Source organism: Mycolicibacterium novocastrense (assembly GCF_001570485.1).
Classification (GTDB): domain Bacteria; phylum Actinomycetota; class Actinomycetes; order Mycobacteriales; family Mycobacteriaceae; genus Mycobacterium; species Mycobacterium novocastrense.
The window spans coordinates 242442-268517 of sequence record NZ_BCTA01000069.1 but is presented as its reverse complement, the minus strand read 5'-3'; the positions used below and the strand labels follow the sequence as shown (position 1 = coordinate 268517).

At 67.8% G+C, this 26076-nt stretch carries 25 protein-coding genes and 1 tRNA gene; 10 read left to right on the top strand and 16 right to left on the bottom strand.

All coding sequences use genetic code 11. From position 1 onward, the window contains the following. Nucleotides 1–43: 43 nt before the first annotated feature. Both RMCN_RS23580 and RMCN_RS23575 read right to left on the bottom strand, forming a co-directional pair. Nucleotides 44–388 (bottom strand): hypothetical protein, encoded by a 345-nt coding sequence (locus RMCN_RS23580; RefSeq protein ID WP_067394259.1) that lies wholly within the window; start codon nt 386–388, stop codon nt 44–46. Continuing rightward, nucleotides 385–1869 carry a glutamate-cysteine ligase family protein gene (locus RMCN_RS23575; protein WP_067394370.1) on the bottom strand — a complete coding sequence of 495 codons (1485 nt, stop codon included), beginning with the start codon at nt 1867–1869 and terminating at the stop codon, nt 385–387. Before RMCN_RS23575 ends, RMCN_RS23580 begins: the two co-directional genes overlap by 4 nt. A gap of 128 nt (nt 1870–1997) precedes the next feature. Between RMCN_RS23575 and RMCN_RS23570 the strand changes: the two genes are divergently transcribed. Genes RMCN_RS23570 through RMCN_RS23560 form a run of 3 tightly spaced genes read left to right on the top strand, consistent with a single transcriptional unit; the run spans nt 1998 to nt 5679 of the window. Beyond that, nucleotides 1998–2798 carry an MBL fold metallo-hydrolase gene (locus tag RMCN_RS23570; protein WP_067394256.1) on the top strand — a complete coding sequence of 267 codons (801 nt, stop codon included), beginning with the start codon at nt 1998–2000 and terminating at the stop codon, nt 2796–2798. 54 nt (nt 2799–2852) lie between these two features. Beyond that, nucleotides 2853–4511: a catalase gene (locus RMCN_RS23565; RefSeq protein ID WP_067394246.1), complete on the top strand. Its 1659-nt coding sequence runs from the start codon at nt 2853–2855 to the stop codon at nt 4509–4511. 28 nt (nt 4512–4539) lie between these two features. Continuing rightward, nucleotides 4540–5679 (top strand): acyltransferase family protein, encoded by a 1140-nt coding sequence (locus RMCN_RS23560; RefSeq protein ID WP_067394244.1) that lies wholly within the window; start codon nt 4540–4542, stop codon nt 5677–5679. Nucleotides 5680–5806: 127 nt separating this feature from the next. Here RMCN_RS23560 and RMCN_RS23555 read toward each other — a convergent pair whose 3' ends face one another. Continuing rightward, nucleotides 5807–6631 (bottom strand): class I SAM-dependent methyltransferase, encoded by an 825-nt coding sequence (locus tag RMCN_RS23555; RefSeq protein WP_234787758.1) that lies wholly within the window; start codon nt 6629–6631, stop codon nt 5807–5809. Nucleotides 6632–6677: 46 nt separating this feature from the next. Between RMCN_RS23555 and glpK the strand changes: the two genes are divergently transcribed. Next, nucleotides 6678–8204, top strand: coding sequence for a glycerol kinase GlpK (gene glpK, locus RMCN_RS23550; protein ID WP_234787757.1), 1527 nt, complete (start codon nt 6678–6680; stop codon nt 8202–8204). A 52-nt stretch (nt 8205–8256) separates the two neighbouring features. Here the strand turns inward: glpK and RMCN_RS23545 are convergent, their stop codons facing one another. Together RMCN_RS23545 and RMCN_RS23540 are read right to left on the bottom strand one after the other, a co-directional pair. Next, the gene (locus RMCN_RS23545) at nt 8257–9138 is read right to left on the bottom strand and encodes an oxidoreductase (RefSeq protein WP_067394364.1); all 882 of its coding nucleotides are present in this window, start codon (nt 9136–9138) and stop codon (nt 8257–8259) included. 17 nt (nt 9139–9155) lie between these two features. After that, nucleotides 9156–10019: an RDD family protein gene (locus RMCN_RS23540; protein ID WP_064416000.1), complete on the bottom strand. Its 864-nt coding sequence runs from the start codon at nt 10017–10019 to the stop codon at nt 9156–9158. Between the two features lie 28 nt (nt 10020–10047). On the opposite strand from RMCN_RS23540, the gene RMCN_RS23535 reads away from it, so the two are divergent. Further along, a complete protein-coding gene (locus tag RMCN_RS23535) occupies nt 10048–11040 on the top strand; it encodes a stage II sporulation protein M (RefSeq protein ID WP_067394241.1) in 993 nt (330 codons plus the stop codon). Here the strand turns inward: RMCN_RS23535 and RMCN_RS23530 are convergent. The 5 genes from RMCN_RS23530 to RMCN_RS23510 are packed head-to-tail and all read right to left on the bottom strand — an operon-like array spanning nt 11037 to nt 16320. Next, nucleotides 11037–12359, bottom strand: coding sequence for a DUF58 domain-containing protein (locus RMCN_RS23530; RefSeq protein ID WP_067394237.1), 1323 nt, complete (start codon nt 12357–12359; stop codon nt 11037–11039). The two genes, RMCN_RS23535 and RMCN_RS23530, sit on opposite strands and share 4 nt — an antisense overlap. Then, a complete protein-coding gene (locus RMCN_RS23525) occupies nt 12359–13321 on the bottom strand; it encodes an AAA family ATPase (RefSeq protein ID WP_067394232.1) in 963 nt (320 codons plus the stop codon). The genes RMCN_RS23530 and RMCN_RS23525 overlap by 1 nt, the downstream gene beginning before the upstream one ends. Then, nucleotides 13318–14466 carry a DUF4350 domain-containing protein gene (locus tag RMCN_RS23520; RefSeq protein WP_067394229.1) on the bottom strand — a complete coding sequence of 383 codons (1149 nt, stop codon included), beginning with the start codon at nt 14464–14466 and terminating at the stop codon, nt 13318–13320. The genes RMCN_RS23525 and RMCN_RS23520 overlap by 4 nt, the downstream gene beginning before the upstream one ends. Then, nucleotides 14463–15116, bottom strand: coding sequence for a DUF4129 domain-containing protein (locus RMCN_RS23515; RefSeq protein WP_067394225.1), 654 nt, complete (start codon nt 15114–15116; stop codon nt 14463–14465). Before RMCN_RS23515 ends, RMCN_RS23520 begins: the two co-directional genes overlap by 4 nt. A 1-nt stretch (nt 15117) precedes the next feature. After that, complete coding sequence (locus RMCN_RS23510; RefSeq protein ID WP_201028921.1) at nt 15118–16320, bottom strand: glycerophosphoryl diester phosphodiesterase membrane domain-containing protein; 1203 nt, start codon at nt 16318–16320, stop codon at nt 15118–15120. Between the two features lie 81 nt (nt 16321–16401). Between RMCN_RS23510 and RMCN_RS23505 the strand changes: the two genes are divergently transcribed. Genes RMCN_RS23505 through RMCN_RS31130 form a run of 3 tightly spaced genes read left to right on the top strand, consistent with a single transcriptional unit; the run spans nt 16402 to nt 18075 of the window. Continuing rightward, nucleotides 16402–16866, top strand: coding sequence for a GatB/YqeY domain-containing protein (locus RMCN_RS23505; RefSeq protein WP_064415993.1), 465 nt, complete (start codon nt 16402–16404; stop codon nt 16864–16866). A gap of 49 nt (nt 16867–16915) precedes the next feature. Then, on the top strand, nt 16916–17902 hold the full coding sequence (locus RMCN_RS23500) for an LLM class F420-dependent oxidoreductase (protein ID WP_064415992.1): 987 nt from the start codon (nt 16916–16918) through the stop codon (nt 17900–17902). A gap of 11 nt (nt 17903–17913) precedes the next feature. Continuing rightward, nucleotides 17914–18075, top strand: a complete 162-nt coding sequence (locus RMCN_RS31130) for a hypothetical protein (RefSeq protein WP_164674022.1) — start codon at nt 17914–17916, stop codon at nt 18073–18075. Here the strand turns inward: RMCN_RS31130 and RMCN_RS23495 are convergent, their stop codons facing one another. Next, on the bottom strand, nt 18076–18747 hold the full coding sequence (locus tag RMCN_RS23495; protein WP_067394218.1) for a phosphodiesterase: 672 nt from the start codon (nt 18745–18747) through the stop codon (nt 18076–18078). A 124-nt stretch (nt 18748–18871) separates the two neighbouring features. Here RMCN_RS23495 and RMCN_RS23490 point away from each other — a divergent pair, with 124 nt between their 5' ends. Together RMCN_RS23490 and RMCN_RS23485 are read left to right on the top strand one after the other, a co-directional pair. Next, the gene (locus tag RMCN_RS23490) at nt 18872–19567 is read left to right on the top strand and encodes a HemK2/MTQ2 family protein methyltransferase (protein ID WP_067394215.1); all 696 of its coding nucleotides are present in this window, start codon (nt 18872–18874) and stop codon (nt 19565–19567) included. Beyond that, entirely contained in the window at nt 19564–19818 is a 255-nt protein-coding gene (locus RMCN_RS23485; protein ID WP_067394211.1) for a CDGSH iron-sulfur domain-containing protein, read from the top strand. Before RMCN_RS23490 ends, RMCN_RS23485 begins: the two co-directional genes overlap by 4 nt. Here RMCN_RS23485 and RMCN_RS23480 read toward each other — a convergent pair. The 5 genes from RMCN_RS23480 to ponA2 form a co-directional block, all read right to left on the bottom strand. Then, a complete protein-coding gene (locus RMCN_RS23480; protein ID WP_201028917.1) occupies nt 19798–20817 on the bottom strand; it encodes an iron-containing redox enzyme family protein in 1020 nt (339 codons plus the stop codon). The genes RMCN_RS23485 and RMCN_RS23480 overlap by 21 nt on opposite strands. Before the next feature lie 91 nt (nt 20818–20908). After that, nucleotides 20909–20982, bottom strand: a tRNA-Pro gene (locus tag RMCN_RS23475). Nucleotides 20983–21372: 390 nt separating this feature from the next. Further along, the gene (gene cds1, locus RMCN_RS23465) at nt 21373–22479 is read right to left on the bottom strand and encodes an L-cysteine desulfhydrase Cds1 (protein WP_067394360.1); all 1107 of its coding nucleotides are present in this window, start codon (nt 22477–22479) and stop codon (nt 21373–21375) included. 11 nt (nt 22480–22490) lie between these two features. After that, complete coding sequence (locus RMCN_RS23460) at nt 22491–23453, bottom strand: metallophosphoesterase (protein WP_064416745.1); 963 nt, start codon at nt 23451–23453, stop codon at nt 22491–22493. A gap of 72 nt (nt 23454–23525) precedes the next feature. After that, entirely contained in the window at nt 23526–25988 is a 2463-nt protein-coding gene (ponA2, locus tag RMCN_RS23455; RefSeq protein WP_067394208.1) for a transglycosylase/D,D-transpeptidase PonA2, read from the bottom strand. Nucleotides 25989–26076 lie beyond the last annotated feature (88 nt).

The following is a 26076-nucleotide window of genomic DNA, read 5'->3' as shown; positions in this document are numbered from 1 at the left end:
CGGTGGCGCGTTCCGGAATTCGCTCCTGCGCGTTCCGACGCTCTCAATCCCGTAGGCCACAACCAGCACCGCGGGGGTTATCGACAGGTCCCGGGTTGGTGTTGAACTCGACGGTCTGCTCGCCGGACCGCTCGTCGTCGACCACGACGACGACTCGCGCCTGGCCGGTCCAGAAGCACTCGACCTCGGTGGGGCACCGCGAATCCTCCGGTATCTCGGTGAACCGCAGCCGCAGCGGCTCACCGGTGATCTCGGCTTGCTGCCCGCCGGCGAGCACGAACGGGCGATCCAGCCCGGCCTCGACCGTGTCCGCGCGCGCCTGCTGACCGCCGTGGCACCCGGCCGCCAACGCGACCAGCACCAGCAATGGCAGCCAGACCGCTCTCACTCGTCGAATCCCTCGTCCCAGGTGTGTACCGGTTCGTTGCTGTGCATCCGCTCGCAGTATCGGCGCAGCATCTCCGCGAGCGCGGCGGGCCGCGCCATACCGCGCTCCTGCAACGCGCGCACCGTCGCGACCTGCCAGGTGGCGCCGTTGCGGCCGGACTTGGCGCGTCCCTCGATGACCCCGAGATACCGGTCGCGCACCTCGGCTGCGACCTCCCAACGGCGCAGGCCCTCGTCGGCCATGGGCAGCAGTTCGCGCAGTACCAACTCGTCGGCCGTCACCTCGCCGAAGCCGGGCCAGTACAACCGGGAATCCATGCCGTGCTGGGCGGCCTCGACGAAATTGTGTTGTGCGGCAGCAAAACTCATCTTGGTCCACAGTGGCCGGTCGTCCTCGGACAGGGTGCGCAGCGTGCCGTAGTAGAAGGCGGCGTTGGCCATCATGTCGACGACGGTCGGGCCGGCCGGCAGCACGCGGTTCTCCACGCGCAGATGCGGACGGCCGTTGACGACGTCGTACACCGGCCGGTTCCACCGGTAGATGGTGCCGTTGTGCAGCCGGAGCTCAGACAGCCTGGGGGTGCGACCCTCGGCGAGCTCACGAACCGGGTCCTCCTCGGACAGCTCGGGCAGCAGCGACGGGAAGTAGCGCACGTTCTCCTCGAACAAATCGAAGATCGACGTGATCCAGCGTTCGCCGAACCACACCCGCGGGCGGACGCCCTGCGCCTTGAGTTCGTCCGGTCGGGTGTCGGTGGCTTGGGCGAACAGCTCGATGCGAGTCTCGGCCCACAGTTCGTGGCCGAAGAAGTACGGCGAGTTGGCGCCCAGCGCCACCTGCGGACCGGCCAGTACCTGAGCGGCATTCCAGTTCTGCGCGAAGTCGGCCGGCGACACCTGAAGGTGCAGCTGCATGCTCGTACACGCCGACTCCGGCGCGATGGAGGCGGTTTGCAGGCTCAGCCGCTCCGGTCCGACGATGTCGATCAGGATGTCCTCGCCGCGGGCGGTGAAGATCGAGTCGTTGAGCGCCTGATACCGCGTCGACTCGCTCATCCAGCGTCCCGCGAGGTGTTCGGGCAGCAGCGTGGGCAGGATGCCGATCATCACGATGTGCGCGTCGTGGCGGCCGGCCTTCGTCTCGGCCGCGTTGAGGCTCGCCCGGACATCGTTCTCCAGGTCGAGCGCGGCACGCCCGGGTAATCGGCGCGGCGGCACGTTGAATTCGATGTTGTAGGCGCCCAGTTCGGTCTGGTACGCCGGATCGGCGATCGCGCGCAGGACCTCGGCGTTGCTCATCGCGGGCTGGTAGGCCGAGTCGACGAGATTGCACTCGATCTCCATGCCGGTCAGCGGCCGCTCGAAGTCGAAGCTCGACTGGGTGAGCATGGTCTCGAAGACGTCGAGGCACTGCTGCACCTTGCGGCGGTACTCCCGGCGGTGCGCGCCGCTGTAGCCGGTGCCCTTCACTTCCTCGCCCACCCCGCCATTGTCCATCGTCGGCGAGCGTCCGCGTCTGCACCTGGACACGCCGCGATTCGCGAACATTGAGCGGTCGCTCGCCGGAGACGAGCGCGCATAAACGCGGTCGCGACGGGTAGCCAGGGGCGATGGACGTCACCGTCACCTTCATCGGCAACGCCACCACGCTGATCTCGGGCGGTGGCATAACCCTCTTGACCGACCCGAACTTCCTGCACCGGGGCCAGCACGCGTACCTCGGATACGGGCTGCTGTCCAAGCGGCTCAAAGGACCGGCGCTCGACATCGACCAGTTGCCCGCCCTCGACGCGGTGGTGCTGTCACATATGCACGGCGATCACTGGGACCGGGTGACACAGAGCCGCCTCGACCACGGTCTTCCGATCCTGACCACACCGCACGCCGCCAAACGGCTGGCCCACCGGGGCTTCGGCAGGTCGTTGGCGCTCGAGACCTGGCAGCACCACACGATCACCAAGGGAACGGTCAGCGTCACCGTCACGAGCCTGCCCGGCCGCCACGCGCCCACGCCGGTCGACCGCTTCCTGCCGCCGGTGATGGGCAGCATGATCGAATTCTCCGACGGCACTGCCCGCCGCAGCCTCTACGTCTCCGGCGACACCCTGTTTGTCGACGAATTACGGGAAATACCAGTGCGATTCGAGTCGATCGACGTCGGCGTGCTGCATCTGGGCGGTACCCGGCTGCCGTTCGGCAGGCACCTTCCGTTCGGGCTGACCGTGACGATGGACGGCCAACAGGGTGCCGACGTCGTCGAACTGCTGAACCTTCCCAGGATGATCCCGGTGCATTTCGACGACTACGGGGTGTTCGCTTCCCCGCTGTCCGACTTCGTCGACGAGATGAAGCGCCGCGGCCTGTCCGACCGGATCGTCGAATTGGAACGCGGTTCCTCGGTCACCGTTTAATCGCGGCACCGGTGGGTAGGCGGCCAGGCTAGCGACAAACCGGAAGGACCTCTGATGACCGACGTCTCCTCGATGCCCCCTGACCCCGACGACACCCGCGAGATCCTCACCGACCGCCAAGGTCACCCGATCTACGACAACCAGAACCAGCGCACCATCGGCGCCCGCGGGCCGGCGACGCTGGAGAACTACCACTTCCTCGAGAAGATGAGCCACTTCGACCGGGAACGCATCCCCGAACGGGTGGTGCACGCCCGCGGCGCGGTGGCATTCGGCTACTTCGAGGCGACCGGCAAGTGGGGCGACGAGCCGATCGAGCGCTACACCCGAGCCAAGCTGTTCAACACCGCCGGCAAGCGCACCGACCTCGCGATCCGGTTCTCGACCGTCATCGGTGGCCGGGACTCCTCGGAGGTGGCCCGCGATCCGCGCGGCTTCGCGGTGAAGTTCTACACCGAAGACGGCAACTGGGACCTGGTCGGCAACAACCTGGCCGTCTTCTTCATCCGCGACGCGATCAAGTTTCCCGACGTCATTCACGCACTCAAGCCGGATCCTGTCACCCACCATCAGGAGCCGGCGCGCATCTTCGACTTCATGTCACAGACCCCCGAGTGCATGCACATGATCGTGAACCTGTTCTCACCCCGCGGTATCCCCGCCAACTACCGCACCATGCAGGGTTTCGGGGTCAACACGTACCGCTGGGTCAACGCCGAGGGGCAAAGTCACCTCGTCAAGTACCACTGGATGCCCAAGCAGGGGGTCAAGAGCCTGACCGAGGCGGACGCGGCCGCCGTGCAAGCCACCGAACTGGGCAGCGCCACCAAGGATCTCTACGAGTCGATCGAACGCGGCGACTACCCAGAGTGGGAACTGCTGGTCCAGATCATGAGCGACGACGACCATCCCGAGCTCGACTGGGATCCGCTCGATGACACCAAGGTGTGGCCGGAGAACGACTTCCCGCCGCAGCTCGTCGGCCGCATGGTCCTGAATCGCAACGTGGACAACTTCTTCAACGACAACGAGCAGTTGGCGCTCGGCACCGGTGTGCTGGTGGACGGGCTGGAATTCTCCGATGACAAGATGCTGGTCGGTCGAACCTTCTCCTACTCGGACACCCAGCGTTACCGCGTCGGACCCAACTACCTGCAGTTGCCCGTCAACCGGCCGAAGAACGCGAAGGTCGCAACCAACCAGCAGGGCGGCCAGATGCAGTACGGCGTCGACAACGTCGGGACCAATCCCCATGTGAACTACGAGCCGTCGATCACCGGGGGCCTGCGTGAAGCCTCCGCACCCATTCCCGACGACGTGGGCCCGGAGATCTCGGGACGTCTGACGCGTAAACGCATACCGCGCACCAACGACTACGAGCAGGCCGGGCAGCGCTATCAGTTGATGGACCAATGGGAAAAGGACGACCTGGTCAACAATTTCGTCACCAACATCTCCGAGGCCACCCGCGAGGTGCAGGAGCGGATGGTGTGGCACTTCTTCATGTGCGACGACGAACTCGGCTTGCGGGTCGGCGAAGGCCTCGGCATTTCGGTCGACGATGTGCGCGACCTGGAACCGCTGAAATCTCAGACGCTTTCAGAGGACGAGGAACGGCGTCGCCAGCACCTCGGCAAGAACGGCCCGCGTGACGTCGAGGGGTTGCAGATGACGCATTGTGTCCCGAACGAACGCGTGGTGATGGCCACGTAACGGGGCTTTGTACCGGCATACTGGCCGGGTGAGTTCGTCACCGGGCGACCTCGACCAGGGTGGTCTGGAACAGGTCTCGAGGGTCGACCGCGTCGCGTCGCTGACGGGCATCCGGGCCGTCGCAGCGCTGTTGGTGATGGCCACCCACGCCGCATACGGCACCGGCGCCTACAACCGGGGATACGTCGGACTGGTGTTCGCGCGCATGGAGATCGGCGTGGCGATCTTCTTTGTGCTGTCGGGCTTCCTGCTGTTCAATGGATGGGTGCGGGCCGCCGCGAGCGGTGCCGCCGCGCCACGGACGCGTCGGTATGCGCGAAACCGCTTGCGGCGCATCATGCCGGCCTACGTGGTGACGGTGCTGCTGGCGTTCGCGCTGTACGAGTTCCGCACCATCGAACCCAATCCCGGCCACACCTGGCACGGCCTGGTGCGCAACCTCACGCTCACCCAGATCTACAGCCCCAACTACATCACGGCCTACATGCATCAGGGGCTGACCCAGATGTGGAGTCTCGCGGTCGAAGTGGCGTTCTACGCCGTGCTGCCGGTGCTGGCCTACCTGCTGCTGGTCGTGCTGTGCCGACGCCGGTGGCGCCCCGGTGTGCTGTTGGCCGCACTGGCGGTGCTCGGTGCGCTGAGCCCCCTCTGGCTCGCCATCATCCACACGACGGATTGGCTGCCCAACGGCGCAGGGTTGTGGCTGCCGCACTATTTGGTGTGGTTCGTCGGCGGGATGACCCTCAGTGTGCTGGCGCGCACGGGCTTTCGGTGTTACGCATTGATCGCGCTGCCGCTCGCGGTGGCGATGTATCTCGTGGTGTCGACGCCGATCGCCGGACGCGTCGACGCGCCCGCGCTCGACCTCGGACAGGACGTCGCCAAGGTGATGTTCTATGCGGCGATCGCGACGCTGGTTGTCGCGCCGTTGGCCCTCGGTGACAAAGGCTGGTACGCAGGGCTACTCAGCAGCAGACCGATGGTGTGGCTCGGCGAGATCTCCTACGAGATCTTCCTGTTGCACGTGATCGTGATGGAGATCGCGATGGTGTCGGTGCTGCAGTGGCGCGTGTACACCGGTTCGGTGGCGGTGCTGTTCGTCGTGACCCTGGCCTTGACGATTCCGGTTGCGTGGCTTCTACATCGGCTCACCCGCCCGCGGAGCTGACCTGCAGCGACCGACGTTTGGCATACGAGAAGTGGGGTATCACCCTCCGCGTGAGGATGATTGGGTCTCTGTTGGCGCGGCATCCGGGTCTGTACGACGTGCTCGACGCCTTCATCGAGCTCGGCTATCAGCGTTGGCCGTTCGGTCGCAACGGATCCGGGGTGCGGCGCTGAGCCACCACGACCTGAGGGCTCAACAGTCCGCCACGTAGTTCGACCTCGATCGCGGGGTCGGCGTACGCGGCCAGTGCGCGCAGCGCCGACGGACTGTAGGAGCGCAGCGAGCTGATGAAGCCGTCGTGTACGAACGGCAGCAACGGCACGAGCGGCAGCAGCGTCGCCAGGCGCACGAGATGCAGCGGCGACGGTGGGCGGGGGAGATCGATGATGACCAGCTTGCCGGCGACCCGGGTGCCTTCCGACATCGCCTGCGCGGCCGCGGCCGGCGGCAGGTGGTGAAACGACAGAGCGAAGACCGCGAGGTCGAACGAGGCGTCGGGGGCGTCGATCGCCGTGGCGTCCATTGCGCGAACCGTTGCGCGTGGATGCCCACCGAGGTCGCCGGCGGCCATCGCCGCCACGGCCGCCGGATCCACATCGGTGACGGTCGCCTCCGCAGAGGGGTGCCAGTCGAGCAGCGTGCGGGACAACCCGCCGTGGCCCGCGCCGAGCTCGAGAATCTTCGGATCCGCGACCTCCTCGACCTCGGCGAGCGCGATTTCTGCGAACCGCTCGGTGTTGCCGAACCATCCGCCGGTCATCTCGAGCGCGCGGATCACGCTGCGCTTGCGCTCGGCATCGGAGGGCGAGTCGGAGTCGCGGTCCAGGTACTCGAGCCGATCGGTCTGCAACAGGCGGTCCAGGCATGACGCGTCGGGCCCGCCGCGCGGCATACGGTCGATCGCGGATGCGCTCGGCGTTCCGGATCCAATCCCGGCGGGCTTTTCGGCCATGTAGTCCATGATGGACGACGGACCGCAGCAAAGAGGGGAGTGCGCGTTGGCTCAGAATGCCGAGTTCGTCGCCGCGATCGACCAGGGCACCACGAGCACCAGATGCATCATCTTCGACCACGGCGGCGCCGAGATCGGCCGCCATCAGCTCGAGCACGAGCAGATCCTGCCCAAGGCGGGGTGGGTCGAGCACAATCCCGTCGAGATCTGGGAGCGCACCGCGGCGGTCATCATGTCCGCGCTCAACAAGACGAACCTGTCGGCAACCGACCTCGCCGCGCTCGGCATCACGAACCAGCGCGAGACGGCGCTGGTGTGGAACAAGCGGACCGGCAGACCGTATTACAACGCGATCGTCTGGCAGGACACCCGCACCGACCGCATCGCCTCGGCACTGGACCGCGACGGTCGCGGCGACGTCATCCGCCGCAAGGCCGGCCTGCCGCCCGCGACTTACTTCTCCGGTGGCAAGGTGCAATGGATCCTGGAGAACGTCGACGGGGTACGCCGCGACGCCGAGAACGGTGACGCGCTGTTCGGTACGCCGGACTCCTGGGTGCTGTGGAACCTGACCGGGGGAACCCGCGGCGGGATGCACGTCACCGACGTCACCAACGCCAGCCGCACCATGCTGATGAACCTGGAAACGCTCGACTGGGACGACGAGCTGTTGTCGTTCTTCGGCATTCCGCGTCAGATGCTGCCCGAGATCAAGCCGTCGTCATGCCCCGAGTCCTACGGCATCACCCGCGACGACGGGCCCGTTGCCGGTCAGGTGCCGCTGACCGGTGCGCTCGGTGACCAGCAGGCGGCGATGGTCGGGCAGGTGTGCCTGAGCGCCGGGGAGGCCAAGAACACCTACGGCACAGGCAATTTCCTGCTTCTCAACACCGGCGAGAAGATCGTCCGGTCGGAGAACGGGCTGTTGACCACGGTCTGTTACCAGTTCGGTGACGCGAAACCCGTTTACGCCCTGGAGGGTTCGATCGCGGTCACCGGTTCAGCGGTGCAATGGCTGCGTGATCAGCTGGGCATCATCAGCGGCGCGTCGCAGAGCGAGGCCCTTGCGCGTCAGGTCGAGGACAACGGTGGGGTCTACTTCGTGCCCGCGTTCTCGGGACTCTTTGCACCGTACTGGCGTTCGGATGCGCGCGGGGCGATCGTCGGGCTGTCGCGGTACAACACGAACGCGCACCTGGCCCGCGCGACGTTGGAGGCGATCTGCTACCAGAGCCGCGACGTCGTCGACGCGATGGAGGCCGACTCCGGTGTGCACATGGAGGTACTCAAGGTCGACGGCGGCATCACCGCCAACAATCTGTGCATGCAGATCCAGGCCGACGTGCTCGGTGTCGACGTGGTCAAGCCGGTCGTCGCCGAGACCACGGCCCTGGGTGCGGCGTATGCCGCCGGCCTGGCGGTCGGGTTCTGGGAGGATGCGGACGACCTGCGCTCCAACTGGCAGGAAGGTCAACGCTGGACGCCGGCGTGGAGCGAGGAGCAGCGCGAATCAGGTTATGCCGGTTGGCAGAAGGCGGTGCAGCGGACGCTGGACTGGGTCGACGTCGAATAGCTATTTGTGTGAGTTCAGGAGCGGCGAGCGCACCTCGAGGTGCACAAACCGCTCAGGATGCGGCGGCGTCGAGGTCGCATATGGTTTCGTCGTCGAGTTCGATGTCGGCGACGGCCGTGTTCTCCTCGAGATGGGCCACCGACGACGTGCCCGGGATCAACAGCACGTTCGGTGCGACGTTCAGCGTCCACGCGAGCACGATCTGCGCCGGTGTGCGGCCGAGCTTCTCGGCCTCCCGCCTGACCGCCGGATGCCCGAGCACCGGGTTGTCCGGTGAGAACGCCGAGCCCAGCGGGAAGAACGGCACGAACGCGATGCCGTGCTCGATGCACGCGTCGAGGACCGGCTGCGAACTGCGGTCGATGAGGTTGTAGGCGTTCTGTACGCAGACGATCCCGGTGCGGTCCAGCGCGACCTGCAGATGCTCGGCACTGATGCTGCTCAACCCGATGCCGCCGATCAAACCCTCGTCGCGGGCCTTGATCATCGCCGTGAGCTGACGATCGAACAGTTCCCGGCTCTCCACGCGGGTGGGCGTGCTGATGCCGTCGTCGGCGAAGACGCGCAGGTTCACCGCGGCCAGGCGGTCGGTGCCGAGCGTGGCGAGGTTCTCCTCGAGTTGCCTGCGCAGATCGTCGGGGTCCTGGGCGGGTAGCCACTCGCCGTGGGGTCCGCGTACGCCGCCGACCTTGCTGACCAGTGCCAGGTCCGCGGGGTACGGATGCAGCGCCTCGCGTATCAGTTCGTTCGCGACATTCGGACCGTAGATCTGCGCGGTGTCGATGTGGTTGATGCCGAGTTCGACCACCCGCCGAAGCACGGCCAGCGCCTGCTCACGATCGCGCGGAGGGCCGAACACACCGGGACCCGGCAATTGCATGGCGCCGAAGCCGACGCGGCCGACACGGAACGGGCCCAGCGGGAAGGTTTGCATACTCAATCTGTACACCCTCAGCCCGGTGGCGCGAAGCCGCCGGGATCGGATGGGGTCGAACGTTGCTGCGGCGGTGCGGGATACCCGCTCGCGGACGGTGGGGGACTGGGCCATGGCGGCGGTGCGGGCGCCACCTGCAGCCGCGCGAGTTCACGGCGGTGGCGCTCGGCCAGCACCGCTGCGAGCACCAGATGCGGCGGTGTCCCGGGAGGCGGCGGCGGTGAGATCTGCGCGACGACGTCGGCGGTGATGCGATACGCCATCTGATCTCGCACCGCCGGATTCAATTGGGCTGCGCGGCCGAGGAACTGGCGTGCCAGCTCGGCCTGCTCCGGGTGCAGCCCGGAGAGCTGTAACGATGACGCCCACCAGGCCAGCTGCGGCGGCATCGGCGGTGGAGGCGACATCCGCGGTGTGCGCTCGCTGATCACGATGGTCCCCGCGAAAATGTCCCCGAGCCGCTTTCCTTTGGCCGACAACAGGCTGCTGATCACCGCAGGACCGCCGGCCAGCATCCAGATCTCGATCACACCGGACAACGCGCGGAAGAACGCCTGCCGAAACCGTTCTGGGCCACCGTCTTCGGATACCACCCGAAGGCCCATCGCCATCTTGCCCAGGGAACGCCCCCGGGTCGCGGTCTCGAACACGAGCGGATATCCCAGCAGGGCGAGCACGGTGAAGATGATCAGCACGGCCGCCGACAACGCCGGGTCCAACTGGGTCAGCGTCAGGCTGAAGAGCAGGATGCCGATCAGGTAGAGCAGGAACACGACCGTGATGTCGATCAGAGCGGCGACGGCGCGCACCGGAAGCTGCGCGATCTGGACGTCGAGGACCACCGCGTCACCGGTTACGACGGGCTCCTGCTGCCAGACCATAACCGTCAACGCTACTAGGATTGCGGCCGTGGATGTCGACGCGTTCGTGCTCGCGCACCGTGCGACGTGGGACCGGCTCGAGCACCTGATCAAGCGGCGTCGACAGCTCACCGGCCCCGAAGTCGACGAGCTGGTCGACCTCTACCAGCGTGTGTCGACGCATCTGTCGATCATGCGCACCGCGAACGCGGACCCGGTGGTCATCGGCCGGCTTTCGGGGCTGGTCGCGCAGGCGCGAGCCGCGGTGACGGGCGCCCACGCCCCGCTGTGGCGTGAGTTCCTGCGATTCTGGACGGTGTCGTTCCCGGTCGTCGCCTACCGGTCGCGGTGGTGGTGGCTGAGTACCGCCTTCGCGTTCTTCGCGCTGGCCGCCCTGATCGCGGTGTGGGTTTCGGGCAGCCCGGAAGTGCGAGCCATGATCGGAACGGCCGACGAGATCGACCAGATGGTCAACAACGACTTCGCGGCCTACTACAGCGAGCACCCGGCAGGCTCGTTCGCCCTGCAGGTTTGGGTGAACAACGCCTGGATTGCGTTGCAGTGCCTCGGGTTTGCGATTCTGCTCGGCATCCCGATCCCCTACGTGATTATCCAGAACGCCGCCAACCTCGGGGTGGCGGCGGGTTTGATGTTCGGTGCGGGCAAAGGCGACATCTTCCTCGGCCTGATCACGCCGCACGGGCTGCTCGAACTGACCGCGGTGTTCCTGGCGGCCGGGGCGGGGATGCGGCTGGGCTGGAACGTGATCTCACCGGGTGACCGGCCCCGCGGACAGGTGCTCGCCGAGCAGGGCCGTGCGATCGGAGCGGTGGCCGGCGGGCTGGTGGCGATCCTGTTGATCTCCGGCCTCATCGAGGCGCTCGTGACGCCCTCGCCGTTACCGACGGCGGCGCGCATCGCCATCGGTGTGGCCGCCGAGATCGCGTTCCTCGGCTACATCTTCTACTACGGGCGTAAGGCCGAACGGGCCGGTGAGACCGGAGACGTCGAGGACGCGCCCGACGTCGTACCGATCGGCTAGAGCCGGCCGGTGGCCTTCAACGCCAGGTAGTGGTCGGCCAAGGCGGGTGCCAACTCCTCGGGTGCGGCGTCGACCACATCGACGCCGCGGCGCCGCAGCCGAGACCCGATGGCACGCCGCTCGTTGCGCGCCCGTTCGGCTGCCGCCGCGTCATAGACCTGCGCGGCGTCGGCGCGGCCGGCGGCAAGCGCCTCGACCCGGGGGTCGGCCACCGCGGCCACGAGCACCGCGTGCTTGGCCGTCAGCTGCGCAAGCACGGTCATCAGGCCCTCGTCCAGCGCCGACGCGTTCAGGTCGGTGAGCAACACCACCAGCGCGTGCCTGCGGACGCGGCGCAGCACCGCGGCAACCATCGCGCCCGCGTCCGATTCGATCAGCGCCGGCTCGATCGGCGCCATCGCCGCGACCAGCTGAGCCAGAAGGTCGGTACGCGAGGCGTTGAACACCGCGGCCCTGGTGACGCGGTCGTGAGCCAGGAAGTCGACGTGGTCACCCGCGCGCGAGGCCAGCGCGGCCAGCAGCAGCGCGGCGTCCATCGACCAGTCCAGCCGCGGCCACCCCGACGGGTCGTTGGAGGTGGGATCTACGCCGACGCGGCCCGCCGAGGTGCGACCGGTGTCGAGCACGATCACCACACGCTGGTCCCGTTCCGGGCGCCACGTCCTGACCACCACGTCGGCGCGGCGGGCAGAGGCGCGCCAGTCGATCGACCTGACGTCGTCGCCGATCACGTATTCACGCAGCGAGTCGAACTCCGTGCCCTGTCCCCGAATCAGGACCGGTGTATTGCCTTCCAGTTCGCGGAGTTTGGCCAGCCGCGAGGGAAGGTGCTTGCGCGACAGGAACGGCGGCAGAATCCGGACCCGCCACGGCACCCGGTGCGAGCTCTGCCGTCCGGCCAGCCCGAGCGGCCCGGTCGCACGAACCGTCACCAACGATGATTCCTGGTCGCCGCGTCGCACCGGCCGCAATATCGTCTCGACTCGACGTCGTTGGCCCGCAGCCAGGTTCACCGGATGAACACGCGGATGGGCTCGCGTGCTCGGTGGCCACGCGTCGCGCACGACGCCCTTGACCCGGCGTCTGCCGGCGTTCTCGATCAACAGCGCCACCGTGACATCCTGGCCCAGCCGGGCGGTGGTGTCACCGGACCGGGTGAACCGCACGCTGCGGGTGTTGCCGGCCAGCGCGGCGTCGAGCGCGATCAGGACGACGAGCGCACCGAGCAGGACGGCGAACGTGGACGCCGGCCGTTCAGAGACCGCGATCGGCAGGACGCAGACCAGTGCGACCAGCGCGGAGCGTCCGGTGAGGATCACTAGCGCGGCACCGGTACTGCCGCGAGGATCCCGTCGAGCACGCCGTCGGGTGTGACGCCTTCCAACCCGGCCTCCGGCCGCAGTTGGATGCGGTGACGCAGCGTCGAACGGGCCATCGCCTTCACGTCGTCGGGGGTGACATAGTTGCGCCCCGACAGCCACGCCCACGACCTGGCCGTCGCCAACAGAGCGGTCGCCCCGCGCGGCGAAACTCCCAGCTGCAGCGACGGCGAATGCCTTGTCGCGGCGCAGATGTCGACGATGTAGCCGAGCACCTCGTCGGCGACCAGGACCTGGCGCACGGCGGCCCGGCCGGCGGCCAACTCCGCCGCTCCCGCGACGGGCCGCACGTCGGACAGATCTCTGGGGTCGAAGCCGTGCGCATGCCGATTCAGGATCGCGACCTCCTGCTCGCGTGTCGGCAGCGGCACGGTGAGTTTGAGCAGGAAACGGTCCAGCTGCGCCTCCGGCAGTTGGTAGGTGCCCTCGTACTCGATCGGGTTCTGGGTGGCCGCAACGATGAACGGATCCGGAAGGGGACGCGCTTGGCCCTCCACGCTGACCTGACGTTCTTCCATGGCCTCCAGCAGGGCGGCCTGCGTCTTGGGTGGCGTGCGGTTGATCTCGTCTGCGAGCAGCAGGTTGGTAAAGACGGGTCCGGACCGGAACTCGAATTCGGCGGTGCGTGCGTCGTAGATCAGTGAGCCGGTGACATCACCGGGCATCAGATCGGGCGTGAACTGCAGGCGTTTGAAGTCCAGCTGCAGCGCCGAGGCCAGCGTGCGCACCAGCAGCGTCTTGGCGACGCCGGGAACTCCCTCGAGGAGAACATGACCGCGGCACAGCAGCGCGATCACCAGTCCGCTGACGACGGCGTCCTGTCCGACGACCGCCTTGGCTATCTCGGCGCGAAGCGCCAGCAATGCGGTTCGCGCGGAATCGTTTCCGCCTGCCTGAGTCACGAGTGTGCGACCTGCCTTTCGATGTTGTCGAGTGCGCGTGCGAGATCGACCAGTTCGGCGTCGTCGCCGGGCGGCGGACCGAACAAGATGTGCGCGACCGTCTGGGGATGGACACCGCTGTGCGCGGCGACGGCCTGGACCAGCGCGGCCGGGTCGGGGTTGACGCCCAGACCGAGGCGGGGCTGCATGCGCTGCAGCGCCGCGGTGCGCAACGCGTCTGCCGCACTGTCGCGGGCACGACACGAGCGGTAGAGCCGGCCGCGTCCCTCCACGGTTTCGGAGGCTCGCACGACGACGGGCAGGCGTTCGGCGACCAGTGGACCGATGCGGCGGCCCTTCCAGAGCGCCAGCAGCACGACCACCGCGACCAGCTGCCACATCACCCAACTCACGTGGTCGGGTGCGAGGTCGAACAGGCTTGCCGCGCCATCGGATTCGCCCTCGGTGAACTGCGGCGCATACCAGATCATTCGCGGGTTCGTGCCTGCGAGGTTCATCGCGAGTGCCGCGTTACCCGCCTTGGGCAATCCGCGGTTCGTCATGAACCCGGAATCGCCGACCAGCGTGATATTCCGGCCATCGGCGCTGTAGCGGACCAATGCGCCCTCGTAGCAGCGGGTCAGGTCGATGTCCTCACCGGAGGCCTCGTAGGCGTCGCTCACGCTGAACTGCACGGCCCCGGCGCGGGTGGCCTCCCGAAGATCACAGTCCGGGCGCTCGCCACCGCCGAACGTGGTGGCCCCACTCAGCTTCACCGCAGTCGCCAGGGCCTCGCGGCTGCGTGAGTTGGGTTGTACCAGCAGGCGATCACCCGGTACGCGTGCGAGGCGCTGGAGCACGGCGTCGTCGACGAGGTGGTAGGTCTGCACCACGACCAGCAGGGTGTCGGGACGGGCGGCCGCCTCCACCGCGGCCACGTCAGGTGCTTCGACGACATCGACACCGTTCTCCCGCAGCAACGTCATCAAGGCGCGCGCCCCGTCCGGTCCGGTGGAGTTCGGGTCCATCCACCCCCCGGGACGTGGCGCGGTCAGATAGGCGCTGAGCACGGCGATCGCGACGATGACGGTTAGTGCCATCACGATCCAGCGCGCTCCCCGCCATCGTGTGCGCAGCGTGGGCTCCACGGCGGTGTCGGTGGTCATCGGACCTCGGCCCACCCGTCCGTCGCAGCAGGCGCGGCAGCGGTGGCGGCGACCACCGGAGTGCGTGACCTCACGTGGTCGTCGAGATCGGCGACCAGCCGGTAGGCCTGTTCGGTGCCCGGTATCTCGCCATAAGTGACGTCGTTGAATGCGGTTGCCGCAGAGGACAGTTCATCTATCAGATGGGGGAGTTCGCGTCCGGCGTCACGCGCGAGCTCGGTTGCGGTGCGGCCGGGGACCGGGTCGAGCACACCGCTCTCCTCCAGCTGTCGGGCGACGGAGCGCAGCCGGTGCCGGATGGCCGCGGCCCAATCCGCGGTCGTCGCGCACCGTTCGGCCGCCGCGCGATGCTGCGCGGCGGTCATATCGTGCTCGCCGAACAACGCCTCGGCGTGGCCGCGGGCCGTTCGCATGGTCCGGCGCCCGATCCGGATCGCGGCGACCACTCCGATGGCCACGAGGATCAGCAGGACCGTGATCGTCACCCAGCCGCCCGGTATCGACGCGCCCTCCGCGGCCAGCCGGTAGATCAGATCGTCGATCCATTCGCTGAAGCGGTCGGTCAGGGAAGGCTTGGGGTATATCGGCTTTGCGAGCTCGCGCTGCGCAGCGTCGTGCGCGGCATCCCTGTCGATATCTATTGTCGGCACGTCAGTTCTGGCGGGTCAGCCACAGATGATCGGTGGAGTCGGAGGGGGCGGTGGGACCATAGCCGGCGCCGGTCTGCAGCACCAGGTCGAAGGCCTCCCTGCGGATGCGGGCGTCGGTGTACTGCAGCGCGACCACACCCGCGCTGAAGGGGGCGGTGATGATCTGGCCGATCGCGCCCCCGACGGACAGCAGGACCAAGGCGAACAGCGCGGCCGTCGTGGTCGTGGCCGCCATCAGGATGATCTGCCCGCCGAGACTGAACGGGAACGCGACAGCACCGGCGACGAGTTGCGCGACGATCACCGCGAGCAGGCGAATGCCCAACACCCGCCAGAAGTCTCGCTTGATCAAGGCGAAGGACCGCTTGACCGCCTCGACGATGCCGAGTCGCTCGAGGACGATGATGACCGGGGTGAATGTCAGCATCGTCCCCAGGTACACCAGCGCGGCAATCAGCGCCAGTACCAAGGGGATACCGATGAGAACAGCGGCCGCGCCGCCCGCGGCGGCCCCGACCGCGAAGATGAAGCCGACGACCGCGGCGATCAGCAGCATCGCGCCGAGGACCTCCAAAGCGGAGAATCCGACCAGCGCCCAGAGCCGGCCCCGAAGCCGTTGCCACGCTTGGCCGATGGTGATTCCGGAGCCGAACACGGCCCTGCCTACGACGACTGTGAGCAGACCGCTCAGCAGGATCGCGGACAGCCCGGTCGCGACCGATCCGGCGAGGCTCGACAGCATGGTGCTCGCCAGCACGCCCGCCGACACCTCCTCCTCACCGCTGAGCGTGGGGATCAACTGCCCGCCGACGGCCAGCGGGCCGACGGACAGGATCAGCGCGATCAGCTGAGTGGCGACCACCACGATGGTCGTCAACCCGAGCGTCGCTTTGGGATTCGCCCGGATGTATCCGACCGCACCGTTGAAGATGTCCGACAGGGTCAGTGGGCGCAGAGGAATGACACCGGGCTTGAGTGCAGGCGGCCCGTAACCCGGTGGGCCGTACCCCGGTGGAGGTCCGTAACCCGGTGGGCCGTAGCCCGGAGGCGGGCCGTAGCCCGGAGGCGGCGCGTAGCCCGGAGGCGGCGGATACCCCGGGGAGTAGCCCGGCGGCGGATACCCCGGCGGCGGATATCCAGGAGGCGGTGCGTAGCCCGGCGGCGGTGGGCCTGCAAAACCGGACCCGCCGGCGTCGGTGCTCATGGCCACCATCCTGTCGATGACAGTGCGAATTGACAACGCCGTCGGACGGTTGTGACGGTCGAGCGCGGGTAGCTTTGGCTCATGGGCGAACTCAAGGAACGGTTGCGGGCCGACCTCACGACGGCCATGAAGTCGCAGGACAAGCTGCGCACCGCGACACTGCGGATGCTGCTCGCCGCGATCACCACCGAGGAGGTGGCCGGTAAAGAGTCGCGTGAACTGTCCGACGCCGAGGTGCTCAAGGTACTGGCCAAGGAATCCAAGAAGCGCGGCGAATCCGCGGTGATCTACACGCAGAACGGTCGCGGCGACCTGGCCGCCAATGAGCACGCCGAAGCCCAGGTCATCGACGAGTACCTGCCGACGCCGCTGACCGAAGCCGAACTGGCCGACGTCGCCGACACCGCGATCGCACAGGTCGCCGAGGAGATCGGTGAGCGGCCCGGCACAAAGCAGATGGGGCTGGTGATGAAGGCCGCGACCGCCATTGCGGCCGGCAAGGCCGACGGCGCGCGGCTCTCCGCGGCGGTGAAGGCCAGGCTGTAGCGAGCGCGGCAATCGTTTTCGCCGGCTGAGGCTCGGGTACCCGGGACCCATGACGCGGTTCGGATACACCCTGATGACAGAGCAGAGCGGGCCAAAAGAACTTGTCCGCTATGCGGTTTCGGCCGAACAGGCCGGATTCGACTTCGAGGTGTCCTCCGACCACTACTTCCCGTGGCTGTCGGCACAGGGACATGCGCCTTACGCGTGGTCGGTGCTGGGCGCGGTCGCCCATGCCACCGAGCGTGTCGAGTTGTTCACCTATGTCACCTGCCCCACGATGCGATACCACCCCGCGGTCGTCGCGCAGAAGGCCGCGACACTGCAGATCCTCGCCGACGGCCGTTTCACGCTCGGCCTGGGCAGCGGGGAGAACCTCAACGAGCACGTCGTCGGCAAGCGCTGGCCGACGGTGGCGCGCCGCCAGGAGATGCTGCGCGAAGCGATACAGATCATCCGCGAGCTGTTCACCGGCGACCTCGTCGACTGGAAGGGCGAGTACTTCGAGGTCGACTCGGCGCGGCTGTGGGACCTGCCGGAAACGCCGGTCGCCATCGCCACCGCGGTCTCGGGTGAGCGGTCGGTCGAGACGTTCGCGCCGCTGTCCGACCACCTGATCGCGGTCGAGCCGAACAAGGATCTCGTCGATGCGTGGCACGATGCCAGGCGCGCCACCGGCCTGCCCGGTGACGTGCGCGTCGTCGGGCAGATCCCGATCTGCTGGGACACCGACAAGGATGCCGCGGTGCGCCGCGCGCACGACCAGTTCAGGTGGTTCAGCGGCGGGTGGGCCGTCAACTCCGACCTTCCGACGACCGCCGGCTTCGACGGCGCGACGCAATACGTGCGACCGGAGGACGTGGCCGAGTCCATCCCCTGCGGACCCGATCTCGATGCGATCGTCGAAGCGGTCAGCAAGTACTGGGAAGCCGGCTTCACCGACATCGCGCTCGTGCAGATCGGCGACGAGGGTCAAGAGCAGTTCCTCAAGGAAGCGGCAACGCCGCTGCTGGACAAGCTGCGGACCGCAGCCAACTAGAAGGGACCAATATGCCGACCGGAAAAGGCATCTACGACGACGACGATGCCGACGAGCGCGACAAGCGCAAGGCGCAACGCACGGGACCGAAGGACGAGGGCGGCGACGGCGGCATGGCGACCCGCGAGAACGCCCCGGACGTCGCGGAGTCCGGCGGGGAGCCTACGGCCTGATCACTCGGCGTCGCGGCCCTGCCTGCTGCGTTTGTAGGCCGAGCGCCGGAAGTCGCCGAGCCAGCGCGGCGCCAACTCGACCTCGGGGTCGCTGTGCAGGGCCGGGTCGAACGCGATGTCGTCACAGCTCGGGTCGACGTGGCGAAGCGTCAACCGGGCCAGCGGGCGGAATCCTCCCCTGACCGGCGCCTGGTCGATGTTGAATGTCAGCCCGGTCGCGTCGATCTGCTTTTCTATGGCGTCGAGCGACAGCCCCGGCGCCTCGACCCGGGTGGCCAACCGGGCCCGCACCCACCACAGGGCGTCGTGATACCGCAGCGGCATCAAGCTGGAGAAGGTCGCTCCGGACCACGACATGACGGGGGCGAGCCCGACGCGCGTCCCCGAGATCGTCGACGCCAACAACACGTCCCACGGGCTGCAGGCCCGAAGATCCGGCGGCGGCGGGATCCGAAACGCCAGGCCGGCGACATCCGGAGCGGTGCCGGGCAGTCCGACACCCTTGGAGACGCGCGCGATGACCTCGCAGGAGTTCATCGGCAGACCTTCACCCTCGGGGGCGATCCGTTCGAGGACCCCCTCGGCCATCACCCCCGAGGGATGAAACAGCCGCCGCTCACGAATGGCGGCGCCCAAGCGGATGGGAAGCGAGGCGATATCGGAGGCTTGCACGGTAGACGAGTGCCCACGCGGGGCCGCAGCAAAACGAGTGCTCACGTTTCAACAGCCCCGATACCGGGCATTAATTTCGCGCAGTGCTGCAATGCGCAGCAGAAGAACCTGTCGAAAGGCCGTCGTGACAACCGCATACACCGATGTCCGTGGGCCGCTGGTCGCGGATGAGGGCGTCTACGCGCCGCAGGAAGACTCGCAGCTGCTCATCGAGGTCATGGACAAGATGGCGCTCGCACGCGGCCGGCATGTGGTCGACTTGTGCACCGGCAGCGGCGTCGTCGCCATCGGGGCCGCCGAGCAGGGCGCCGCATCGGTGACCGCCTTCGACATCTGCCAGCGTGCAGTGCGGTGTGCGCGGGCAAACGCGATGGCGTCCGGAGCCGATGTCGATGTGCACCTCGGATCATGGGCGCGCGCAGTCGAATTCGGCCCGTTCGATCTGATCGTCTGCAACCCGCCGTATGTGCCGCACGATCCGAGCGCCGAATGCGAGCCGCTCCCGGAATATGTGGGGCCGCCTCGGGCGTGGGATGCCGGATGCGACGGGCGGCTCGTACTCGACCCGCTGTGCGCCACGGTGCCCGACCTTCTCGACCACGGAGGCAGCCTGTTGCTGGTGCAGTCGGAGTTCGCCGATCCGCGACAGACGCTCGGTGCGCTCGCCAGTGCCGGTCTCGATACCGAAATCGTTGCACGGCAATGGATTCCGTTCGGTCCCGTGCTGTCGTCGAGGGCGTTGTGGCTCGAGGAATGCGGCCGCCTCGAACCGGGCCGCCGCGAAGAGGAGCTGCTCGTGATCCGGGCGGACAAGCCATGAGCGATGCCGAACCGCGCACCGTGCGGGTGGTGCCCAACGGCCCGCTGATGGTGCAGGGCCCGGTGCGCATCGAGATGCCCGACGGCCAGATCGTCGAGTCGGACCGGTTCATGGTCGCGGTGTGCACGTGCCGGCGCAGCAAGGACTATCCGTTGTGCGACACCAGTCACCGGTGCCGCAAGCGCCCCGGCGCGCCCGCTAAGCGCGACGCGCCGGCCGACAAAGTCGCATCAGCTGAGCGGCCGGCGTAGCGACGAGCGGTTCTCGGTCCAGCAGTTCATCAGGTGCGTGGCCAGGCGTCCCTCGACCACGTCCAGCGCCCGCATGCCGAATACCACGTCGCGGTCCAGATGCGGTTCCCTGGCGACGAGGTCACCGACGACGTCGGTCCGAACCACCTGCTCGTGGACGGCGTCGGCCACCACATGCTCGTGGTAGAACGCCACGCAGGCGTCGGGTGCGCCCATGCGGCGCAACGCCTCAACCAACCGCCGCGATCCGGGCGAGGAGGTGATCTCCGTCGACGCGAAATGTCCGATCGACGCGCCGCGCAGGTCGCGGTGCAACCCGAACAGCGACATCAGGTTCACCGACGCCAACGCATCGGCGGAGACGTTGTCGAGGTAGCCGAGGTAGGACGAGTCGAGCCCCGCCGCGTCCATCAACCGCGCGTACAGGTGCTGGTGTACGTGTTCGCCACGGCCACCGCCGAATTCGTCGAACTCGACCGCGACGAACGCCGCCTTCGAGTGTCCGGCGAGTCGAGGGATGGTCCACGCATGCGGGTCGCCCTCTTTGAGGTGATACACCGAGCGGTGCACGAAGTATTCGAGCATCTGCTCCCAGGTGCCCTTGTCGCGCAGGAAGTATGACGGACCCTCGCCGTCGACCGGTTCGATCGACAGCTTCTCCATCTCGGCCTCGGCGGTCTCACCCTCGGCGATCTCGCCGACGTCCTGGCGCACCGCGTCCAGGAAGGCCTCCTCGAACCGGCCGCGAAGGTGCAGCAGGGCGGGGTTCCACTCCCAGCGCGGGCTCACACCGGCGAAGCCGCGGTAGTGCAACTCGTAGCAGATGTAGAGGGCGAGCTGAAGGTCGAGGCCGTAGGGGTCGGCGTCGAACATCGGAACGTCGATGGGACGCAGGGGCAATGACGGGCGGCCGCGCTGCAGCAGTTCGATGACGGCGGCCGACAGCGGTCCCACGGCTTTCGGGAGGGCAGGTTCGACTAGCGTCGACGGTAAAGTCACGCCCTCTTCAATACCCGCATACGCACCGGTCAAACGCATGTTCGGCTCAAGTCGTTCGGCTCACAGTGAATCTGGAGCCGATGCCTTCTTGTCGGGGTGGCGGGATTCGAACCCACGACCTCTTCGTCCCGAACGAAGCGCGCTACCAAGCTGCGCCACACCCCGCGTGAAGCCACGACAGCGTATCGCACCGGCGGGTCGCTAAGCCAAACGCCTACGGGCGACGGCGCTCTGCACGGTCGCTCGCCTTTCCCCGTTCGCGAGACGTACACCAGGGCGGTATCTCACGCAGTACCGCGACCGTGGTGTACGCCTCGCGAACGCGACAAGAAAGCGGCAGCGATAAGGAACCGATCCCGACGTCGGCGAGCCGTGATCTGCGACACGCCGCGGGAAGCAACCGGATGTCGGTGGCGTTCTCCATCATGTAAGCAATCGACGAAGCGAGGACGAGATGACTGGTCTTGGCGCATCCATCTACCTGGGTTTCTTCGTGCTCGCCGCGGTGTGGCTGTTCCTCACCTCCGACGGTCCGCTGATCGGCGGTGAGGACGATCAGGGCCAGCGCCCCGAGCGTTCGAACTCGGCCAACACCGACGCGAACTCCGAGGGCTCGAGCCCCTGGCTGGTCAGCCACTCGTCGCAGAAGTAGGTGTCCGCATAGCGGTCGCCGCTGTCGGCGAGCAGTGTCACCACCGATCCGCTGCGACCCTCATCCCTCATCTCGGCCAGCAGGCCGAACGCCCCCCACAGATTCGTCCCGGTCGATGGGCCCACCCGCCGGCCCAGCACCGTGCTGGCATGCCGGGCCGCGGCAACCGAAGCGGCGTCCGGCACGACGACCATCCGATCGACCACGCCGGGCAGAAACGACGGCTCCACGCGAGGCCGGCCGATTCCCTCGATCCGCGACGACATACCGGTCACCACATCGCCGCGGCCCTGCGCGTAGGACGGGAAGAAAGCCGAGTTCTCCGGGTCGACCACACACAGTCGGGTGGCGTAGCGCCGGTAGCGGATGTAGCGGCCGATCGTGGCGCTCGTCCCGCCGGTACCCGCACCCACCACGATCCAGTCGGGCACCGGGTGCGCCTCGTCTCGCATCTGCTCGAAGATCGACTCGGCGATGTTGTTGTTACCGCGCCAGTCGGTGGCCCGCTCGGCGTTGGTGAACTGATCGATGTAGTGCCCGCCGGTCGCTTCGGCCAGCCGCTCGGCCTCGGCGTACACCTGACTGGATTTGGCGACGAAATGGCAACGGCCGCCCTGAGATTCGATCAGCGCGATCTTGCTGGCACTCGTCGATGACGGCATCACCGCGATGAACGGCAGGCCGAGCAGCGCCGCGAAGTACGCCTCGGACACCGCCGTCGACCCCGACGACGCCTCGATGATCGTGGTGCCCTCGGCGATCCACCCGTTGCACAGCGCGTAGAGGAACAGCGACCGCGCCAGCCGATGCTTGAGGCTGCCCGTGATATGCGTCGTCTCGTCCTTGAGGTACAGCTGCAGATCGCACCCGTCGCACCAGGCCGACGGCAACGGATAGCGCAACAGGTGGGTGTCTGCGCTGCGGCGTGCGTCGGCCTCGATCAACCGGACGGCGTCGTCCACCCACCCGCGTGGGCTGCTACGGCTTGCGGTGAGGGCCCTGTCGTTCACCGCACCGTCGGTCACCGCACCGCGACGCTCGGATGGGACGTGCCCGCCCGAGCGTCCGCGTCCTGACCGCCGGTCGGCGCCGCGACCAGTGTCAGCAGCGTGGCCTCGGGACGGCAGCAGAACCGCAGCGGCGCGTAGGGCGAGGTGCCGATGCCCGCCGAGACGTGCAGCTGGGTGTGCGCACCCCAGCGCGACGGGCCCTTGGCCCGCGAACGATCCAGGCCGCAGTTGGTGACGACGGCGCCGTAGAACGGCAGGCACAACTGGCCGCCGTGGGTGTGGCCGGCCATCACCAGCTGATAGCCGTCGGCCGCGAACCGGTCGAGCACCCGCGGCTCCGGCGAATGGGTCAGCCCCAGGGTGAGGTTCGCGGCGGGACTGGCCGCACCGGCGACGGTCTCATAGCGGTCCCGCGACAGATGCGGGTCGTCCACACCTGCGGCGGCGATGAGCTGACCCCGCACCTCCACCTCGCGGCGGGTGTGGGTCATGTCCAGCCAGCCGCGCTCGGTGAACGCCGCCCGTAGGTCCTGCCACGGCAGCGGTTCGCCGTGGATGCGATGGCCGGGCCGGGTGATGTAGTTGAGCGGGTTCTTCGGCGTCGGACCGAAATAGTCGTTGCTGCCGAACACGAACAATCCCGGCACCGAGAGCAGATCCGACAGCGACTGCACCACGGCGGGCACGGCCCGGGGGTGAGCGAGGTTGTCGCCGGTGTTGACCACCAGATCGGGTTCCAGGGCGATCAGCTCGCGCAGCCAGGCCTGCTTGCGCCGCTGTCCGGGCCGCATGTGGATGTCGCTGATGTGCAGCACCTTCAGCGGTGACGACCCGGGCGCCAGCACCGGCATCGTCACTTCTCGCACCACAAAGGCGTTGCGCTCGATCACCGCTGCGTAGCCGATGCCGGCGACCAGCGCACCGGCGGACGCCGCGGCGGAGTTCTTCAGGATCGTCGTCGAACGGGCGGACATGCTGCAGAGCCTACTGCCAGAGGTCCCGACGCAGCGCTCTCGACCGCTCGGTCGTTACCAACTGCACATCGATCACGGTGGGGGTGGCGGCGCAGGCGGAGGGGGTCCGAGCACGGGCACGGTGATCGGCGGCAGGCCGGGAATCTCGACAACCGTCTGGCCGACCGGGGCGGGAAGGCCGGGTATCGCGCCCGGCGGAGGGGGCGGAGGCGCCGGCGGAATGCCGTTGGAGACCTGGATCGTGATGATCGACCCCGGCACCGTCTGGCCCCCGGGCGACGTGCCGACCACGGAGCCGCGCGGCGCATTGCTGTTCACCGACGACGCCTGGTCGGCGACCTGGAAACCTGAGTCGCGCAACCGCTGGCGGGCGGCGCTCTCGGTCAGGCCCGACACGCTGGGCACCCGCGAGCCGGGGCCGCCCTCGACATAGCGCGGATCCGTCGGGGGCAGCCGGACCTCGCCGAAGTTGTTGGCGATCGGCTTCATCGCGGCGAACCACGTCCTGGCCGGTTCGTTACCGCCGTACAGATCGCCGTACCCGCACTTGCGCAGCGGGAACGAGCACAGTTCGCCGGGCGCGGTGGAGTCGTCGTAGATGTAGTTCCCGGCGGCGAGCGTGTTGGTGAAGCCTAGAAAGGCCGACGAGCGGTGAGCCTCGGTGGTGCCGGTCTTGCCCGACATCGGCAGGTCCCAGCCGACCGAACCGGCCGCCCCCGCCGCGGTGCCCGCCCCTTCGTCGTCCTTGCTCATGGCGTTGGCCAGCGTGTTCGCCAGGCCTTCGGGTACCGCCTGCTCGCAGGTCTCCGTGGTGACCGAGACCTCCTCGCCGTGTCGGTCGATGACCTGGGCGATCGGGTTCGGCGGGCACCACACGCCGCCGGAGGCCAGCGTCGCTCCGACGTTGGAGAACTCGAGCGCGTTGACCTCGATCGGCCCCAGCACGAAGGAGCCGAGGTTCTGCCGTTTGATGAAGTCGGCCAGGCTCTCGTTGCTGCCCGGGTCGTAGTCGCGGGCGGTGCCCGGCAGCGCGTAGGAGCGCAGCCCCAACCGGACCGCCATGTCGACGCTGCGCTGCACACCGACCTGCGAGATCAGCTTGGCGAACGCCGTGTTGGGTGACGTGGCCAATGCGTCGGTGATGTTCATGGCGCCGCGGTAACCGCCTGCGTTCTTCACACACCACGTCGCGGCCGGACAACCGGGGGTGTCGCTGCTGCCCAGTCCCTTGGCCTGGAACTGTGCGGGCACGTCGAGCTGGGCGTTGATGCCCATCCCCATCTCCATGGCCGCCGCGGTGGTGAACAGCTTGAACGTCGAACCAGCGCCGTCGCCGACCAGGGAGAACGGCTGGGGCTGCATGGTCTCACCCGCGTCGAGGTTCAGCCCGTAGGTCCGGCTGCTGGCCATCGCCAGCACCGGATGGGATTCCTTACCGGGCTTGATGACGCTCATGACGCTGGCGACGCCGTTGAGGTCCGGCGGGGCGAACTGGTTGACCGCCGCCTTCACCGGACCCTGGACATCGGGGTCGAGGGTGGTTCTGATCAGGTACCCGCCCCTGGCGACCTGCTCCTTGCTGATGCCCGCGCGCGCCAGGTACTCCAGCGCGTAGTCGCAGAAGAATGCGCGGTCGCCCGCGGCGATGCAGCCGCGCGGCAGCTCTTTGGGCTGCGGAAGGACGCCCAGCGGCTCCTCCTTGGCGGCGCGCAACGCGGCCGCTTCCTCGGGGATGTTCTGGATCATGGTGTCCAACACCAGGTTTCGACGGGCCAGCGCACCCTCGGGGTTGGTGTAGGGGTTCAGCGCGCTGGTCGACTGCACCATGCCCGCCAGCAGAGCGGCCTGCTGCCAGTTCAACTCCGAGGCGTTGATCCCGAAGTACGTCTGGGCGGCGTCCTGCACGCCGAAGGCGCCGTTGCCGAAAGACACCAGGTTCAGATAGCGGGTCAGGATCTCGGGTTTGGTGAACGTCTTGTCCAGCGTCAGCGCCATCCGGATCTCGCGCAGTTTGCGAGCCGGGGTGGTCTCGATGGCGGCCCGCTTCTCGGCGTCGGTCTGGGCGATCACCAGCAGCTGATAGTTCTTGACGTACTGCTGCTCGATCGTCGAACCGCCGCGGGTGTCGAGATTGCCGGACAGGTAACCGGACAGACCGGTCAGCGTGCCCTGCCAGTCGACGCCGTTGTGTTCGGCGAAACGCTTGTCCTCGATCGAGACGATCGCCAGCTTCATCGTGTTGGCGATCTGGTCGGTGGGCACCTCGAAGCGGCGCTGGTTGTACAGCCAGGCGATGACGTTGCCCTTGGCGTCGACCATCGTCGACACCTGCGGCACCTCACCCTCGACGAGTTGCGCCGAACCGTTGGCCACCACGTCGGAGGCCCGGTTGGACACCAAGCCGAAGCCGCCGACGACCGGAAACAGCAACGCCGCGGTGATCACGCTGGCCAGCAGAACGCACCAGGCGAGCTTGATCACCGTCACCGCCCGCGGAGGCGGCGTCGGCGGTGCACTCGGTGGGCAGTCCGGCATGACGTACAGACTAACGACGTCGCAAAATGTCGGCTCCTCACGGGCGATCGCCGGACCGCAAAAACGCGTCGAGCGGCGCGGACGTCAA